This window comes from Streptomyces sp. NPDC040410 (genome assembly GCF_055595715.1).
In genome coordinates this window covers 106,655-123,136 of sequence record NZ_JBVIVK010000002.1, presented here as the reverse complement: position 1 = coordinate 123,136, position 16,482 = coordinate 106,655, and the positions used below count along the sequence as shown (strand labels likewise).

6 protein-coding genes, 1 tRNA gene and 2 pseudogenes are annotated in these 16,482 nt (G+C 71.1%); 6 read left to right on the top strand and 3 right to left on the bottom strand.

What is annotated here, in order from left to right:
- The first annotated feature begins 187 nt into the window (after positions 1-187).
- The 3 genes from ACZ562_RS04540 to ACZ562_RS04530 all read left to right on the top strand — a co-directional run bounded on the left by ACZ562_RS04540 (position 188) and on the right by ACZ562_RS04530 (position 3,305).
- Entirely contained in the window at positions 188-1,393 is a 1,206-nt protein-coding gene (locus tag ACZ562_RS04540) for a DNA polymerase III subunit delta' (RefSeq protein WP_471174167.1), read from the top strand.
- A 129-nt stretch (positions 1,394-1,522) separates the two neighbouring features.
- Positions 1,523-3,124, top strand: coding sequence for an alpha/beta hydrolase (locus ACZ562_RS04535; protein ID WP_471174166.1), 1,602 nt, complete (start codon positions 1,523-1,525; stop codon positions 3,122-3,124).
- 107 nt (positions 3,125-3,231) lie between these two features.
- Positions 3,232-3,305 (top strand) — tRNA-Thr (locus ACZ562_RS04530).
- A 230-nt stretch (positions 3,306-3,535) separates the two neighbouring features.
- Here the strand turns inward: ACZ562_RS04530 and ACZ562_RS04525 are convergent.
- A pseudogene (locus ACZ562_RS04525) lies at positions 3,536-4,431 on the bottom strand (ATP-binding protein); the annotation flags it as partial.
- Between the two features lie 144 nt (positions 4,432-4,575).
- On the opposite strand from ACZ562_RS04525, the gene ACZ562_RS04520 reads away from it, so the two are divergent.
- A complete protein-coding gene (locus tag ACZ562_RS04520; RefSeq protein ID WP_471174165.1) occupies positions 4,576-7,248 on the top strand; it encodes an ATP/GTP-binding protein in 2,673 nt (890 codons plus the stop codon).
- Between the two features lie 675 nt (positions 7,249-7,923).
- On the opposite strand, the gene ACZ562_RS04515 is transcribed toward ACZ562_RS04520, so the two are convergent.
- Together ACZ562_RS04515 and ACZ562_RS04510 are read right to left on the bottom strand one after the other, a co-directional pair.
- The gene (locus ACZ562_RS04515) at positions 7,924-10,332 is read right to left on the bottom strand and encodes a SpoIIE family protein phosphatase (RefSeq protein WP_471174164.1); all 2,409 of its coding nucleotides are present in this window, start codon (positions 10,330-10,332) and stop codon (positions 7,924-7,926) included.
- Positions 10,333-10,398: 66 nt separating this feature from the next.
- A complete protein-coding gene (locus ACZ562_RS04510) occupies positions 10,399-14,172 on the bottom strand; it encodes a HAMP domain-containing protein (protein WP_471174163.1) in 3,774 nt (1,257 codons plus the stop codon).
- A gap of 958 nt (positions 14,173-15,130) precedes the next feature.
- On the opposite strand from ACZ562_RS04510, the gene ACZ562_RS04505 reads away from it, so the two are divergent.
- Complete coding sequence (locus ACZ562_RS04505) at positions 15,131-15,679, top strand: NADPH-dependent FMN reductase (protein WP_471174162.1); 549 nt, start codon at positions 15,131-15,133, stop codon at positions 15,677-15,679.
- Positions 15,680-15,878: 199 nt separating this feature from the next.
- Positions 15,879-16,207: pseudogene (locus ACZ562_RS04500) on the top strand (glycosyltransferase family 2 protein); the annotation flags it as partial.
- Positions 16,208-16,482: the final 275 nt, after the last annotated feature.

Here is a 16,482-nt window from a genome sequence, read left to right as displayed (position 1 = left end):
CCCGTACGGGGCACGGCGCTGAGACCCGTACCGGGCACGGCGCTGAGGCCTGTTCCGGGCACGGCGCTGAGGCCTGTTCCGGGCACGGTGCTGAGCCCCGTGCCCGGCCGGCCGCGGTCTCGTTGTCAGTGGCACCGCGCACAATGGATCCCGCACCGCGAAACGTGACGAAGGGGCGGGGTGAGGCATGACCGTCTGGGACGACCTGGTAGGCCAGGAGAGGGTGAGCGAGCAGCTCGACGCCGCCGCCCGGGACGCCGACGCCCTGGTCACCGCGGCCGCGGCGGCCGCACCGCCGCCCGAGGCGTCGAAGATGACGCACGCCTGGCTGTTCACGGGCCCGCCCGGCGCGGGCCGGAACCAGACGGCGCGGGCCTTCGCCGCCGCGCTCCAGTGCGTCAGCCCCGACCGAGCCCTCGGCGGGGCCCCCGGCTGCGGCTTCTGCGACGGCTGCCACACGGCGCTGGTCGGCACCCACGCCGACGTCAGCACCGTCGCCGCCGTCGGCACCCAGATCCTCGCCGACGACATGCGCGACACCGTCCGCAAGTCGTTCACGTCGCCGGCGAACGGCCGCTGGCAGGTCATCCTGGTCGAGGACGCCGAACGGCTGAACGAGAAGTCGGCCAACGCCGTCCTCAAGGCCGTCGAGGAACCCGCCCCCCGCACGGTCTGGCTGCTGTGCGCCCCGTCCATCGAGGACGTCCTGCCGACCATCCGCTCCCGCTGCCGCCACCTGAACCTCTCGACGCCGTCGGTCGACGCCGTGGCCGACATGCTCGTACGCCGGGAGGGCATAGAGCCGGCCGCCGCCCTGGCCGCGGCCCGCGCCACCCAGGGCCACGTCGACCGGGCCCGCCGCCTGGCCACCGACCCGGCCGCGCGCGAGCGGCGGGCCGCCGTGCTGAAGCTGCCCCTCCGGATCGACGACATCGGTGGCTGCCTCAAGGCGGCCCAGGAACTCGTCGACGCGGCCTCGGAGGATGCCAAACAGCTCGCCGAGGAGATGGATGACAAGGAGACCGAGGAGCTCAAGGCGGCGCTGGGCGCGGTGCAGGGCGGCCGGATGCCGCGCGGCACGGCCGGCGTGATGAAGGACCTGGAGGACAAGCAGAAGCGCCGCAGAACCCGCACCCAGCGCGACAGCCTGGACCTCGCCCTGACCGACCTCACCGGTTTCTACCGCGACGTCCTCGCCCTCCAGCTCGGCTCCCGCGTGGCGATCGCCAACGCGGACGCCGAGGCCGCCCTGGAGCGGCTCGCCCGCGGCACCTCCCCGGAGACCACCCTCCGCCGTATCGAGGCGATCGCCGCCTGCCGCGACGCCCTCGACCGCAACGTGGCCCCGTTGCTCGCAGTGGAAGCGATGGCGCTGGCCCTGAGAGCGGGCTGACCGGCACCGGACCGCGGCCCTGCGGGTGGCATGTCGACGGCGTAACTCGGCAGGTTGACGGCGTAACTCGTACGAGGCAGAGCGTGCACGCAGGGTGTCGAGTTCGTTGCGCAGCGTTACGCTCGCTTGATGCACATCAGGCGAAACCTCCGCCCGCCCCGTCGGCGCCTGCCGGCCCGCACGGCCCGTACCGGCGGCCTTCTCGCCGCCGCCGCGCTTCTCGTCTCCGCCTGCACCTTCGGCGGGTCGACGGGTTCCGCCAACTCGGCGGCGGAGGCCGCGCTGGCCGCGCTGCCGCGGGCCACGCCGTCCGCGCTCGCGCCGTACTACGGCCAGAAACCGAACTGGCGCAGCTGCGGGGTGCCGGGCTTCGAGTGCGCCACCCTCAGGGCGCCGCTCGACTACACCGACCCGGCCGAGGCCGACTTCCGGCTCGCCGTCGCCCGCAAGAAGGCCACGGGCCCGGGCAAGCCGCTCGGCTCGCTGCTGGTGAACCCGGGCGGGCCGGGCGGCTCGGCTGTCGACTACCTGCAGGCGTACGCCGCGATCGGCTACCCGGCCGAGGTCCGCGCCCGCTACGACATGGTGGCGGTCGATCCGCGCGGCGTCGCACGCAGCGAGCCCGTCGAGTGCCTGGACGGGCGGGACATGGACATGTACACACAGACGGACGCCACGCCGGACGACACGAAGGAGACGGACCAACTCGTCGACGCGTACCAGAAGTTCGCGGAGGCCTGCGGCGCGCACTCCGCGGAAGTGCTGCGGCACGTGTCCACGGTCGAGGCGGCCCGGGACATGGACATCGTGCGGGCGGCGCTGGGCGACCCGAAGCTGAACTACGTGGGAGCGTCGTACGGGACGTTCCTCGGGGCGACGTACGCGGGCCTCTTCCCCGACCGCGTGGGCCGGCTCGTCCTGGACGGCGCGATGGACCCGTCGCTGCCGGCCCGGCGGCTGAACCTCGACCAGACGGCAGGCTTCGAGACGGCGTTCCAGGCGTTCGCGCAGGACTGCGCGCGGCAGCCGGACTGCCCGCTCGGGACGAAGGGCACCAAGCCCGCCGACGTCGGCAAGAACCTCAAGGCGTTCTTCGACAAGCTGGACGCGCACCCGATCCCCGCCGGGGATGTGGACGGCCGCAAGCTCGGCGAGGCCCTCGCCACCACCGGCGTGATCGCGGCGATGTACGACGAGGGGTCCTGGGAACAGCTCCGCGAGGCGCTCACCTCAGCGATCGAGGAGAACGACGGCGCGGGTCTGCTCGTCCTCTCCGACAGCTACTACGAGCGGGACGCCGGCGGCAGCTACACGAACCTGATGTCCGCCAACGCGGCCGTGAACTGCCTCGACCTCCCGGCGGCCTTCTCCACCCCCGACGAGGTCCGGCACGGGCTCGCCGCGTTCGAGAAGGCGTCCCCCGTCTTCGGCGAGGGCCTCGCCTGGGCCTCCTTGAACTGCGCGTACTGGCCGGTGGCACCCACGGGCGAGCCGCACCGCATCGAGGCGAAGGGCGCCGCCCCGATCGTGGTCGTGGGCACCACCCGCGACCCGGCGACCCCCTACCGCTGGGCCCGGTCCCTGTCCCGCCAGCTCTCCTCGGCCCGCCTCCTCACCTACGAGGGAGACGGCCACACCGCATACGGCCGGGGCAGCACCTGCATCGACTCCACGATCAACGCGTACCTGCTCCGCGGCACCCCTCCCACCCGGGGAAAGCACTGCTCATAGTGGGTCCCGCCGGCCCTGGGAGCACGCTCCCGGAGCCGGTACGGAGCACCCCCGGAAACTGTGTAGACTTACCGACGTTGCTGATCGCACCATAGTGCGGACAGCGCGCCGCCTTAGCTCAGATGGCCAGAGCAACGCACTCGTAATGCGTAGGTCTCGGGTTCGAATCCCGAAGGCGGCTCTGTGGAAGCCTCAGGACTCACTCGCCGTGACCTGGGGCTTTTGCTTTTACTGGATACGGCGGCGACGCCGGGCGCGGGCCGCGCGGGTGTCGGCGGTCTCACTTCTGGTCTCAGCGACAGGCGCCCCCGAACCCGCCGGGGGCGCCCGTTGCCTGACTCATCGCACCGGGCAGGCCCCGGTCGTGCAGTCCTCGTCCGTCGAGTCCTCGATCGAGGTCTGCGCGTACTCGGCGAACTGTTCGGCGATCCGCTCGTTGGGAGCCTGCGGGCGGGTGCCGTCGACCATGATCGTGGTGACCTTCAGGTCGGACAGCCACCGCTGGAGCGTGGCCATCACCTCCTCGGCCTCCAGGCCCTCAGGGCGCAGGGGCAGGAGCCGTTCGGCCAGGTCGGGCCGGATGACTCCCACATCAATGCCAGTCAGCAGCATCGGGCGACGGTAGCGGGCGCGGACCACGTCCCCGTCGGTGTACAGGGCACGCTTGACGTACTCGGCGCCGGTGACGATGCAGCACATCGCGGCGGACAGGTCCGGGGTCATGTGGGAGAGGTTGTCCAGGGCGGTGACCCATCGCCACGGCCGCGATCAGGTTCTCTTCGTCCTTCGGTGCCCGGCGCAGGTCGCCGGGCATCCCTTCGATGATCCGCACGAGCATGCGCCCGCCGGTGGACGGACGGCCCGAGGCAGCCGATTGCCAGGCATTCGGTTTCCGCGTTGGCGAAGTTGCACAGCCTCAGCAGGAGGTGATGCCCTTGCTGTCGGTGTCCCTGACGGGCAGGGGCAGTTCGCCTGTGAGCTGGGTGCGCCGCCAGCACACCTCGCGCGGGTCGGGGATGGCGAAGTCCCAGCCGGTGGGGTGGATGCGGACTGTCCGTCATTGCGGCCCAGGTGCGGCCAGCCCCGTCGAATCCGAGAGCGACGCGGATATGGACCGGCTGCACGTCCTTGGTCAGGGCAAGGGCTTCGATCAAGTCCGACGCCTCCTTGAGCGCGGTGCCGTTGAACACGCCGTGCCCGTCGCGGAAGAGACCGACCATGAGTTCCTGCCCGTGGCTGCCCGTCGTGCCCTGCGAGCGGATCGGACAGGCCACGGGGTGGCCGTAGTGGTCGGCCGCAGGGCACCCCCGCCCTGGGCAATGAGCCATGCGAGTGACACCACGTCCGTGGACGCGAATCTAATGCGACCTGCAGACCCTGCCTGAATGCGGACTTGCCAGGCTGTCCTCAAGGGAGCATAGATTGGCTCTAGTTGATCGTCAGGGGGAGCGGTGGCAGGGCGGGATCTTCGAACGCTGTTCAGCTCGAACGACCGGAGTATCGCCGCCAGTGAGGCGTTCACGAACCGGCAGGCGCAGTGGCACGCGGTGACGGCCGGCCTCGCAGACCACATACGCAACGTGACCCGTCCGGACTTCGACGTGGAGGACCTGGAAGCTTCCCGCCACAACATCCTCGTGTTCCACGGTGTGGGCGGGATCGGCAAGTCCACGCTCTCTCGCAAGATCGAGGCGTCGCTCGCCAGCAGCGAGCACCGCCCCGTGCAATGGGACTCGCCGTCCCACTCCGAGGAGCGGACGCTACCGGTCAGAATCGATCTTGCGCGCGCCGCGGGCATGGACTTCGAACGTGTCATCCTCACCGTCCGTCTCGCGGTTGCCGCACTCGGCCGGCCGATGCCCGCCTTCGACCTCGCCCTGCGCCGGTACTGGGAGCACAACCACCCAGGCGAACCGATCGAGGACTACCTGCGCCGGGGCGGGCTGCTGAGCCGCTTCAGCGCCGCTGCCGCCCTTCCCCAGCAGATGCAGTCAGCCCTTAGCGACGTTGCCCAGGCTCTGCTCCTTCCCGGCAGCGTCGGGAGTGCGCTCGGGCACGGGGCCGGAGCGCTCATCAAGGCGTTACGCGAGCGGCGCCAGTCCGTACGCGCCCTCGCGGGCTGCTCCCGTCTGGCCGACCTCTTCGAGGCCGAGCCTGACCTGGAAGCCCTCAGCTTCTACCCGCACCTTCTCGCCTGGGACCTGGCCCAACTCCCGGCCGACAAGAGCGCACTACCCGTGATCCTGCTGGACAGCTTCGAGGACACCGGCGACCGCACCAACCGTGACTTCGAGCGCCTGCTCCAGCGCATCGTATGGCTGATGCCCAACGCGTTCTTCGTCGTCACCGGACGCAACCGCCTTCAGTGGGCGGAGGCAAGTCTGGAAGGGCAACTCGACTGGACCGGGCCGAACGCCTGGCCCGGCCTCGTCCCTGAGACGACGCATGTCGGGTCAGGTGTATCCGGCCGCCAGATCCTGATCGGCGACTTCTCCCCAGAAGACTGCGAGGACTACCTGGTCCGCAGGCTGAGCCGCGACGGGCAGCCGTTGATCGACGAACCGGTCCGCCGGATCATCGCCGAGCGCTCCCATGGGCTGCCTCTGTACCTGGACCTGTCGGTCATGCGTTACCTGGAGCTTCGGCGCGGCGGCAGACAGCCGCAGGTCACCGACTTCGACCACGACTTCCCGGCCTTGATCGCCCGTACCCTCAGCGACCTGACCGCCGAAGAACGCCACGTACTCCGTTCGGTCAGCCTGCTCAACGCGTTCTCCGTGCCCCTGGCCACCCAGGCCGCCGGCATGCAGCACGACGCGCCCGCCCTACGGCTGACCGAGCGCCCCTTCATCCGGGAGTCCTCTTCCGGTCTGTGGCCCTTCCATGTCCACGACCTGATCCGCGCCACTATTCGCTCCGCGGACGACGGCAGTGACGACCGCTGGTCGGACCAGGACTGGCAGCGCGCGGCCCAACGCGCCTTCCACGCCCTGGAATCGCAGTGGCGCCAAGACCTGCGACGCGACCGCGCCGTCCTGGTCGGCTGCCTCCAGCAAGGGCTGCTCCTCGCACGGGACTTCCGTCTCGATCTCGGCTGGCTCGCCGATGCCGCCTTCCAGTACATAGGAGACTCGATTTGGGAACCGCTTGCACTCCCCGCAGCCGATGCCACCTCGTCGGACGGCCTGCAGACTGCGGTGGACGCCCTGGTGGAAACGCTCAGCGCCATCGCCCGGCGCCAGCATGAACACCGCGACGGTACGGCCAGTCGGCTCGCCGCCGTCCTTGCATCGCAGCTACTCCCAGATGACCTGGTCGAAATGGCCACGTACTACCTGGCGAAGGCCCAGCGAGACCTCGGCCTGACCGACGATTCTCGCCGCAGCATGCAGCGCGTCGCGTCCGCCGACGGTCGGCTCGCCTCCGCCGCTCGACGCGGCCTGGCACACCTGAGCCGACTGTCCGGAGACTTCCCTGCGGCGGTGGAAGCCGCCGGGAGGCTGGGCTGGGAAGGCCGACACCATCGGGTCCTGGGAGATGTTTGGTGGGTGCAGGGAGACATAGAACGGGCGACTGCCGCCTACCTGGCAGCCAGGAGCGAAGCCGAAGAACACGGTGCGGCCGGCGAGACCGCCATGGTCCAGGCACATCTCGCCTTCGCCATCTCCTTCGCCGACCCCAGCGGAGCCGATGACGAACTCGACCTGGCCGCCCGGTTGCTGTCGCGCCTCAGCCTGCGCTCCAGCGAGATGACCGCTCGCATCGCCGCACTCGTACGCGACGCCGGGGTCGCCGCAGGCGTGCCCGACCGGGCGGCCGTCCTGCTCGCCGAAATCGGCGTCTCCGGCATTTCCTACGCCGCGGTCAAACTGCAACTCGCCTTGTGCTTCCACTACGCCGTCCTCGGCGCCCAGAGCGACCTCACCACCGCGATCACTCGCCTGCGCGAACTCACGCAGAGCGGCCACTACGCCTACTACGTCGAAATCGCGCACTTCATGGCTGGCCTTCCGCGCCCCGAGGAGACTGCGCGAGCACGGTGGATCGATGGAGAACGACGGACCCGCGAACGATGGCGCTACCTAGTTGAGTCACGTCGCAACCGCCTCGACACGGCTCGTTAGGCCGCAACGGGCAGCGTCGGGAGGCAGTCAGAAGGCGCCGAGCCCCCCGCTCGCGTTGTCCGATGCTGACAACTCGGCTCCAGACAGGGAGCTAGGGACGCTGTCCGGGATTGGAGCGTCACTGGCGGCGATCAGGGGAGCGCGGACGCCTTTGGACGGTGCAACACGGGATGCGATCAGTGGGACCCGGCACGACGCCTGTCGCCCTCGTAATGCGTAGGTCTCCGGTTCGAATCCCTGAGGCGGCTCCCGAAAAGGCAGGTCGCATTGCCCGTGACCTGGCCATTTCGATGCTTCGAGGGCGTCGCGTCACGAGGCCGGAGCACCGGGGGGCTTGCGTGAGCGGAGTGGCGGGGTGTCCTGCTTCTTAGGTTTTCTTCTGCGCACTCTTCTATTTCGCCTTGGCCCTCTTGGCACCTTGCGGGCCTTCTCGTTCTCGGACTTGCGCTGAGCGGGACCAGCTTGGCGGTGCCTCGACGGCACTCTTGCCGACGTGGGGGAGGACGCTCTGGTAGACGTCCCGCCTGTCCGGGTGGGTCGTCGTGCCCGACGGTGTCCGACACGATCTTGATGTCCATGCCGGCGGCGCGCATGAGGGTGGCCGCGTCGTGGCGGAGGTCGTGGCCGGAGCGGCGGGAGGCCGGAGGCGGCGACGAGACGCTGGTAGCACGGCGATCAGGTCGGTTGAACGGCGATCAGGCAGGTGTCGTCGTCGGTGTCGGCGATGTCACAGGACAGCAGATGGTCCAGATAGTCCTCGAGGTTGTCCACCGGGCGGCTGGCGGCGGCGAGGAGCTGTCCGAGGGCTTGCTCCATGCTGCTGTCCCGGCGCTCGATCAGGCCGTCGGTGTACATCAGCAGGATGTCCTGCCGTTGCAGCTCGTGCCGGGTCTCCTCGTACGAGGCGACGTCGACGGCGCCCAGCAGCACGCCGTCCGGAGGAGTGAGGGCTTCGGCCTTCCCGCCGCTGACGAGGATCGGCGGCACGTGTCCCGCATTGGCCCAGCGCAGGGTGCGGGCGGCGGGATCGAACAGGCCGCATACGACTGTCGCGGTGACCTGCTCGGTGAGGCAGCAGGCGACGCTGTTCAGCCAGGAGAGCAGCCGACCCGGCCCCGCACCGGTGATGGCCAGGCCGCGCAAGGCGTTGCGCAGGACGACCATTTCCGTCGCGGCGGCGATGCCGTGGCCGGCGATGTCGCCGACCGTGAGCAGCACCGAGCCATCGGGCAGTACGACGGCGTCGTACCAGTCTCCGCCGACCCGCTGGTCCTCCTCGGCCGGGCGGTAGCGCACGGCGACCCGCAGTCCCGCCCCGTACACCGGGTGTGCCGTCGGGGGCATGAGCGCCCGCTGCAGCTGCCGGGCCAGGCGGTGACGCTCCGCGGCCTGCTGCTCGGCACCGGCCAGCCGGTCCCGCGTGGCGGCCAGCGCGACCTCGGTCCAGCGGTGGGGGGAGATGTCCTGGTAGGCGCCGCGCACCGCGACCAGGAGCCCGGAGGCGTCGCAGAGGGGTTCGGCGACCAGCCGCAGGTGACGGACCACCCCGTCGGCGCGCCGAAGCCGGAAGGTGATCGCGCTCTCCTCCCGCTGGTGCAGCACCGTGCGCAGGAAGCGCCCTACGGCGCCGGTGTCGTCGGGGTGCGTATGTCCGGAGAGCTGGTGCAGCGGCACCGGGGCCGCGCCGGGCGGCAGCCCGTACAGGGCGGACAGCTGCTCGGTCCAGGTGATCTCACCGGTGGTCAGGTTCTCCTCGAAGGCACCGATCTGGCTGACCCGCTGGGCGTGCTCCAGCAGTTCGGCCAGCCGGGCGTCGCCCTCCGGGAGCTGCCAGCTGAGCAGCACCACATCGCCGAAGCGGGCCAGCCCCACGGCAGCGATCACGGCCGGTGGCGCCGGGCTGCCCGGGAAGGTGAGCACCGTGCTCTGGCTGCGGTACGCGGTCCCGGTGCTGTGCACCCGCTTGATCCGCTCGAACAGCCCGCCCTCCGCAGCGAACAGCGGATACGCCTCTAGCAGTGGCAGCCCGGTCAGCGAGCTACGGGGACGACCGGCCGGGTCGGTGAAGCGCTCGTTGGTGTGTTCGATCATGAAGTCGGTGATCCGGCCGTCGCGGTCCCGCAGTGGCCGCAGCAGGGCGGCGGAGTCCAGCAGGCCGTCGAGCAGTCCGACGAGCCAGGCGGCAGCCCCGCCGGGAGGGCTGACCGACTCCACGACGTGGTCGGAGAGTGACAGGGCGGACAGCTGGGCCAGGGCGTCCAGCTGCCGCTGGAGGGCGAGCGCGGGGTGGGGGCCGGGCCAGTGGACCTCCAGGACGCCCACCCGCTGACCGCCGCCTTGAGCAGGCACGACGGCCCGTGTGCCGCTTCTGCCGCCGGCGATGGTGGGCGGCAGCGTGGCGCCGGACTCGGTGATCCACAGCGTTCGGTCCTCGGTGATGGCCTGCTGGGCCGGCGTGCCGAGCCCGGGCGGTACATAGCGCCAGCGGGCGGCCTCGGCCGGGCCGAACCCTGCCTCTCCCGCCAACGTGAGGGAGCCGTCGGGGGCGGCCGACCACAGGGCGGCGGCGGTGGCGCCCAATGGCCTCAGGCCCCGGTCGAGGAGGGCGCGGGCGAGAGCCTGGGTGTCGTCACCGGCCAGGATGGCGGCGGCCTCCGCCGTACGCAGCCGCAGGGCGGTCCCTTCGTCCTGCGGGCCCGCGGTTCCCTCTGCCGTCCGGCCCGTGCCGGGCGTGGCATGGGCGGCGCGGGCTTCCGCGACCGCGCGGGCGGTGGCGTCCGAGGCTGCCTGGTTGACGATGTCGGCGGCCAGTTCGGGCAGGGCCGTCCGGGCGTCGGAGGCGAGCCTCTGCAACTGCCGTGCGGCTTCGGCCGGAGCGCAGTTCAGCCGTTCCACCAGGACGCCCTCGGCGAGTTCCACCAGAACCCGGGCCTCGCGGTCCTCCCGCAGGGCGCGAATCTCGGTACTCAGCCGGTCGACCGCGGCCGCCAGCCCGGCCGCTCCGGTCTCACCGGGTGGTGCAGCACGCACGGCGGGTTCGGAAGGGGGCCGCTGCCGCGTGGGGTCGCGCTGCTGATCCACCATGGGGGTCACTCCTCGGCCCGGAGATCCGGGCGGGCGGCTGCTCGCCCGGTACCCAGCCCAAGCACATCACAGGTCGAGCCAGCGGCGCATGCAGGTGACGAGCTGCTGCGCGTCGACGGGCTTGGGCACGTAGTCGTCGGCCCCGGCGGCCAGGCACTTCTCCCGGTCACCGGACATGGCCTTGGCGGTGACCGCGATGATCGGCACACGGCGGCGCCTGGGCAGGGCGCGGATCGCCGCGGTGGCGGCGTAGCCGTCCATCTCCGGCATCATCACATCCATCAGGACCAGGTCGATGTCCTCGTCGGCCAGTGCGTCGACGCCTTCCCGGCCGTTCTCGGCGTGCACGACGCGCATGCCGTGCAGCTCCAGGATGCTGGTGAGGGCGAAGACGTTCCGGGCGTCGTCGTCGACGATCAGTACGGTGTGGCCGGCCAGCGCCTCGGCCTCCGGATGTGCGGGCTCCGGCATGGTTCCCGGCGTGTGTACCAGCGGCAGGGCGTCGCCGGGGCCCTCGGCGGTCAGGTGCAGCACGATGCGTTCGCGCAGCTCGTCCAGACTGGTGAGCACTTCGAGCGGCTGGGCGCCGGCGCGGGCCCGGAGCCGGTGCTCCTCCTCGGCCGCGGGCGCCGGGTGGCCGCAGTGGACCAGGACGGGGACATGGCGCAGGGCCTGGTCGGCGTCGAGGAGATGCAGCAGTTCGCCCGCACCCTCGCAGGGCAGGCCGCAGTCCACCACTGCGCAGTGGTGGGTCCGGCCGGCCAGTGCGGCCGCCGCCTCCCCGGGGTCGGCGGCGGTGCCCACCCGGACGGGCGAGGGGACCCCGGGCAGATCGGCGACGGCGCTCTCGGTCAGCAGGGACAGCAGCCCGCGCGGCCTGGCCTCGACGACCAGCACGCGGCGTTGCGCGGGTGGCGCCCCGTCGGCGTCCGCGGCGAGGCCGACTTCGCCTGGGCGTCCCAGGCCGCCGGGCGCGGTGCCCAGGCGGTCGCGTGGCTCGGCGCCGGGCACAGCCGCAGCAGGGGCTGATGCGGCTGCCGGTGGGGCCGCCGCGTCCTGGACGGCGGGGTGCACGGTCGGCAGGTACAGGGTGAAGCAGCTGCCCTCGCCGAGGGTGCTCCGGGCGTGGATGGAGCCGCCGAGCAGGTAGGCGATCTCGCGGCAGATGGACAGGCCGAGGCCGGTTCCTCCGTACTTGCGGCTGGTGGTGCCGTCGGCCTGCTGGAAGGCTCCGAAGATGTTCTCCAGGTGCTGGGCCGAGATGCCGATGCCGGTGTCGCTGATTCGGAAGGCCAGGGCGGGGCTGCCGCGGCGGACGGCGTCGGGCAGGTCGGAGGCGCCCGTGTCGACGGTTTCGATCCGCAGCTCGACATGGCCTGCCTCGGTGAACTTCACCGCGTTGGAGAGCAGGTTGCGGAGCACCTGGCGCAGCCGGGACTCGTCGGTGACCAGTTCGAACGGGACTCCGGCTGCCGTGACGACCCGGAACTCCAGTCCTTTCTGGGAGGTCAGGGGGCGGAAGGCGGCCTCCAGGTAGTCCAGCAGCTCACGCAGCTGGAAGCGCTCGGGGCTGATGTCCATCTTCCCTGCCTCGACCTTGGACAGGTCGAGGATGTCGTTGATCAGCTGGAGCAGGTCGGAGCCGGCGGAGTGGATGACTTCCGCGTACTCCACCTGCTTCGTGGTGAGGTTGCGGCCGGGGTTCTGGGCCAGCAGCTGGGCGAGGATGAGCAGGCTGTTGAGCGGGGTCCGCAGCTCGTGGCTCATGTTGGCCAGGAACTCCGACTTGTACTTGGAGGCACGGGCGAGCTCCCGGGCCCGGGCCTCGAGCTCCTGCCGTGCCTGCTCGATCTCCAGGTTCTTCGTCTCGATGTCGCGGTTCTGGCTGGCCAGCAGCGCGGCCTTCTCCTCAAGCTCGGCGTTGGAGTACTGCAGTTCCTCCTGGCGGACCTGGAGTTCCTCCGAACGGGCCTGAAGCTCGCCCGCGAGGCGCTGGGACTCGCCCAGGAGCTCGTCGGTGCGGGCGTTGGCGATGATGGTGTTGACGTTGACGCCGACGGTCTCCATCAGCTGGTCCAGGAAGGCCCGGTGCACCGGGGTGAAGCGGCCGGTGGAGGCCAGCTCGATGACGCCGAGCACCTGCTCCTCCGCCATGACGGGCAGCACGACCAGGCTGGCGGGGGCCGCATCGCCGAGGCCGGAGGAGATGGTGACGTAGTCGGCCGGGACGCGGTCCACCGCGATGGTGCGTCGGCTGCGGGCGGCCTGACCCACCAGCGACTCGCCGAGGCTGAACCGGGTGGGGCGGCGGGAGCCCTCGGGACGTCCGTAGGAGTCGATGAGGCACAGCTGCACGCCTTCGTGGGTGTCCTCGGTGAGGAAGAAGGCGCCGTACTGGGCGGAGACCAGCGGCACCAGCTCGTCCATGATCAGCCTGGCGACGTCGGCGAGATCGCGGCGGCCCTGTATCAGGCCGGAGATCCGGGCCAGGTTGGTCTTGAGCCAGTCCTGCTCCTGGTTGGCCTGGGTGGTCTGGCGCAGCGACTTCACCATGGCGTTGATGTTGTCCTTGAGCTCGGCGACCTCTCCGGAGGCGTCCACGGTGATGGAGCGGGTGAGGTCGCCCTCGGCCACCGCGCTGGTGACCCCGGCGATCGCGCGGACCTGCCGGGTGAGGTTGCCGGCCAGCTCGTTGACGTTCTCGGTGAGCCGCTTCCAGGTGCCCGAGACGCCCTCCACTTCGGCCTGCCCGCCGAGGCGGCCCTCGCTGCCGACCTCGCGGGCCACCCGGGTCACCTCCGCTGCGAAGGAGGACAGCTGGTCGACCATGGTGTTGATGGTGGTCTTGAGTTCCAGGATCTCCCCGCGGGCGTCCACGTCTATCTTGCGGGTGAGGTCGCCGCCCGCGACGGCGGTGGTGACCTGGGCGATGTTGCGGACCTGGCCGGTCAGGTTGTTCGCCATGGAGTTGACGCTGTCCGTGAGGTCCTTCCAGGTACCCGCCACATGCGGCACCCGGGCCTGGCCGCCGAGGATGCCGTCGGTGCCCACCTCGGAGGCCACCCTGGTCACCTCGTCGGCGAACGCGGACAGGGTGTCGACCATGGTGTTGATGACCTCTGCGAGTGCGGCGACCTCCCCCTTGGCCTCGACGACGATCCGCTGGGAGAGGTCTCCCCGGGCAACGGCGGTGGCCACCTGCGCGATGTTCCGCACCTGGCCGGTGAGATTGGACGCCATGACGTTGACGTTGTCGGTGAGGTCCTTCCAGGTGCCGGAGACCCCGCGGACGGTGGCCTGGCCGCCGAGGTTGCCCTCGGTGCCCACCTCGCGGGCCACCCGGGTCACCTCGTCGGCAAACGCCGAAAGCTGGTCGACCATCGTGTTGATGGTCTCCTTGAGCTCCAGGATCTCCCCGCGAGCGTCCACGGTGATCTTCTGGGAGAGGTCGCCGCAGGCCACGGCGGTGGCCACCTGCGCGATGTTCCGCACCTGAGTGGTGAGGTTGCCCGCCATGGCGTTCACCGACTCGGTGAGGTCCTTCCACGACCCCGACACGTCCGGCACCCGGGCCTGCCCGCCGAGGCGGCCCTCGCTGCCGACCTCGCGGGCCACCCGGGTCACCTCGGAGGTGAACCGTGACAGCTGGTCCAGCATGCCGTTGAAGACCATGGCGATCTCGCCGAGCAGCCCGTCGCCGTCTTCGGGGATCCGGGTGCGGAAATCGCCGTCCCGGACCGCAGTCAGACCGGCGAGCAGTCGGCGCAACCCGGTCTCGTCCATCTGGCAACCAACGCTCGTAGGTCCGTCCCGCGTGGCTGCTTCGGAAGCCTCAGCCATCTCCGCTCCCGCCGTACTGATCCGCCCGCCACCGGCCGGCCGGCCGGCCGGAAGGCAGCCTGGAGGAGCGGCCCTCGGCCCGCCCGGAGGCTGCCCGGCGGTCGCCCCGTCGTCTCCAGTGTGCCCCCGACGAGGCATGGCGGACAGCGCGCGCCGAGGTGCCACCGTGGCGCCCGTGGGCCGCCGACCAGCGCCTCACGGCAGGGGCGGTGTCGGACGCTGATCAAATAGTCGGCGCGCGGGTCGAGTGGGCGTCCGTCCGGTCGTGAGAACACGACGTCGTGGTCTTGCCGCCGTTCGCCGGCGGCGTCCCGCATCGCCTCTTGCTGGGTCTGTGGCCGTGATGAACCAGCACCTGAGCATGGATCCCGTCCCGCCGTCCGGGCTGTGTCCCCAGATCCCACCGGCTGTGGACGCCGTCATCCTGCGGGCCCTGGCCAAGAACCCCGAGGAGCGTTTCAGCAGCGCGACCAGGATGCGCCAGGCCCTGACCGAAGTGCTCGAAGACAGCGCCCCGGCACCAGCCACCGCCGCCGCTGGTGCTGCGGCAGGCCCCGGCTCCACGTCCGCCTGGCACGAGGCGCCGACCTCGGTTCTGGCCCCTCCGGCACCGCAGACCGCCGTACTCGATGCCCCAGAAAACCCTCAGAGCGGGGCAGGCACCGCCACACGGCCCGACTCGGCCGCCGCCGGGGCGGGCAGGTCAGGGCGCCCTGGCCTGCGGACTGACACTGACCGGGATGGGCGCCAGTTGGCTTGGGTGGGGCGGCGACGAACAGGTGGGCCCTGTACGGGGTCGTCTGGGTTCTGGCCATGGGTGCTGCCATCGTCATCGAGATACGACTCCGCCGCCGGGCCTGACATTCGGCCCTCCGCAGTCGTCCCGCGTCGCTCAGAGGGTGAGGCTGCGCCGCCCGTAGGCGTTCGGATCGCGGGACCGAGGCGGTAGGTTGATCGGATGTCGACCCTGCCGTTGATCATGTTGCTGTCGGGAAGTCTGCGAAACGGCTCCACCAACGAGGCCGTGCTGCGCACCGCGCAGGCCGTGGCGCCGTCCGTGGGGGTTGGCACCGTCCTGCACGAGGGCTTGGCCGACCTTCCACACTTCAACCCCGATGACGACGCCGACCCGTTGCCGGCTCCGGTGGCCGGGCTGCGGGCGGCGATCCAGCGGGCGGACGGGATCCTGATCTGCACCCCGGAGTACGCGGGCACCCTGCCGGGTTCGTTCAAGAACTTGCTGGACTGGACGGTCGGCGGCACCGAGATCTGCGACAAGCCGGTGGCCTGGGTCAACGCCGCCGCCCCGGGCCGCGGTCAGGGCGCGGAGGCCACGCTGAGGACGGTCCTGGGCTACACCGGCGCGGACATCGTGGAGCCGGCCTGCGTGAAGATCTCGGTGGACCGCGTCAAGGCCGACGCGGAGGGGCTCATCGCCGATCCGGGCGTGCGCCGGCAACTCGGCGACGTGCTCAGGCTGTTGGCGAGCGCGCGCCCGCGGCGCTGAACGACTGCGAGGAGCCGGGGGGACCGGGCTTCGAGAGTCATCGCCGCAGCAGCCGGATGCGGTCGTACGGCATGTGTTCGCGTCGGCAGTTCTGCCAGGTGCCGGGTCACGCGGAGGTCCGCCCCTCGCGTGACCCTGTGGAGGCGGCGGAACATGCCGTACTGCTTGGCGAGGGCCGCGGCGATGGCTGTCCCGCGGCGGTGATCCCGGGTTCCTCGGCGGTGGTCCCGGGTTCCTCGGCGACGGTCGCGCCTTCCGGACGGCGATGCTCCGTCAGATCGAGGACCGGCCGGCCGGGTCCTTCTTCGCACACGAGGAGACGGACCTGGCCTACCGGGCCGCGGACGCGGGCCGGCGGATCCGGTACGCGCCCGAACACGCTCGTAGGGGTCCGTTGGGCGGCCGGGCCGCGTGCCTGGTTCGGTGGGTTCGCGGAGGGTGTACGGGAGTCGGCCGGTGAGCGGCGGCCGATGCGCTGGGGGGACGGTGTGGCGGCTCCGCCGGCTGGGGCGGCCACCCGTCATCTGATGCGGGCCGGCGAGCGATTGGACGAGGGTCCCGGTCGTTCACCTCCGCCGACCGGGACCCTCTTGCGTCCCCGGATCCGGCCGCGACGGCGGCACTCCCCCGAGTTGCGCGTCATACGCGCGCGCCCTCCGGCCAGATCCGATGAAGTGATCACATCAGGCCGCACCAACGAATCGCTAACATGTGGCCAACGGTTCTCCCATTGGCGGGAACCGCCCTGCAGGGAGCGGAACTCCGCCAGGACCGCAGGCGCGCAAGAACGCGGTACCGCGGGT

Coding starts and splice junctions, on each gene's coding strand:
- ACZ562_RS04515 (WP_471174164.1), bottom strand. CDS start 10,332: ATGGTGGATCAGCAGCGCGACCCCACGCGGCAGCGGCCCCCTTCCGAA.
- ACZ562_RS04535 (WP_471174166.1), top strand. CDS start 1,523: ATGCACATCAGGCGAAACCTCCGCCCGCCCCGTCGGCGCCTGCCGGCC.
- ACZ562_RS04510 (WP_471174163.1), bottom strand. CDS start 14,172: ATGGCTGAGGCTTCCGAAGCAGCCACGCGGGACGGACCTACGAGCGTT.
- ACZ562_RS04540 (WP_471174167.1), top strand. CDS start 188: ATGACCGTCTGGGACGACCTGGTAGGCCAGGAGAGGGTGAGCGAGCAG.
- ACZ562_RS04505 (WP_471174162.1), top strand. CDS start 15,131: ATGTCGACCCTGCCGTTGATCATGTTGCTGTCGGGAAGTCTGCGAAAC.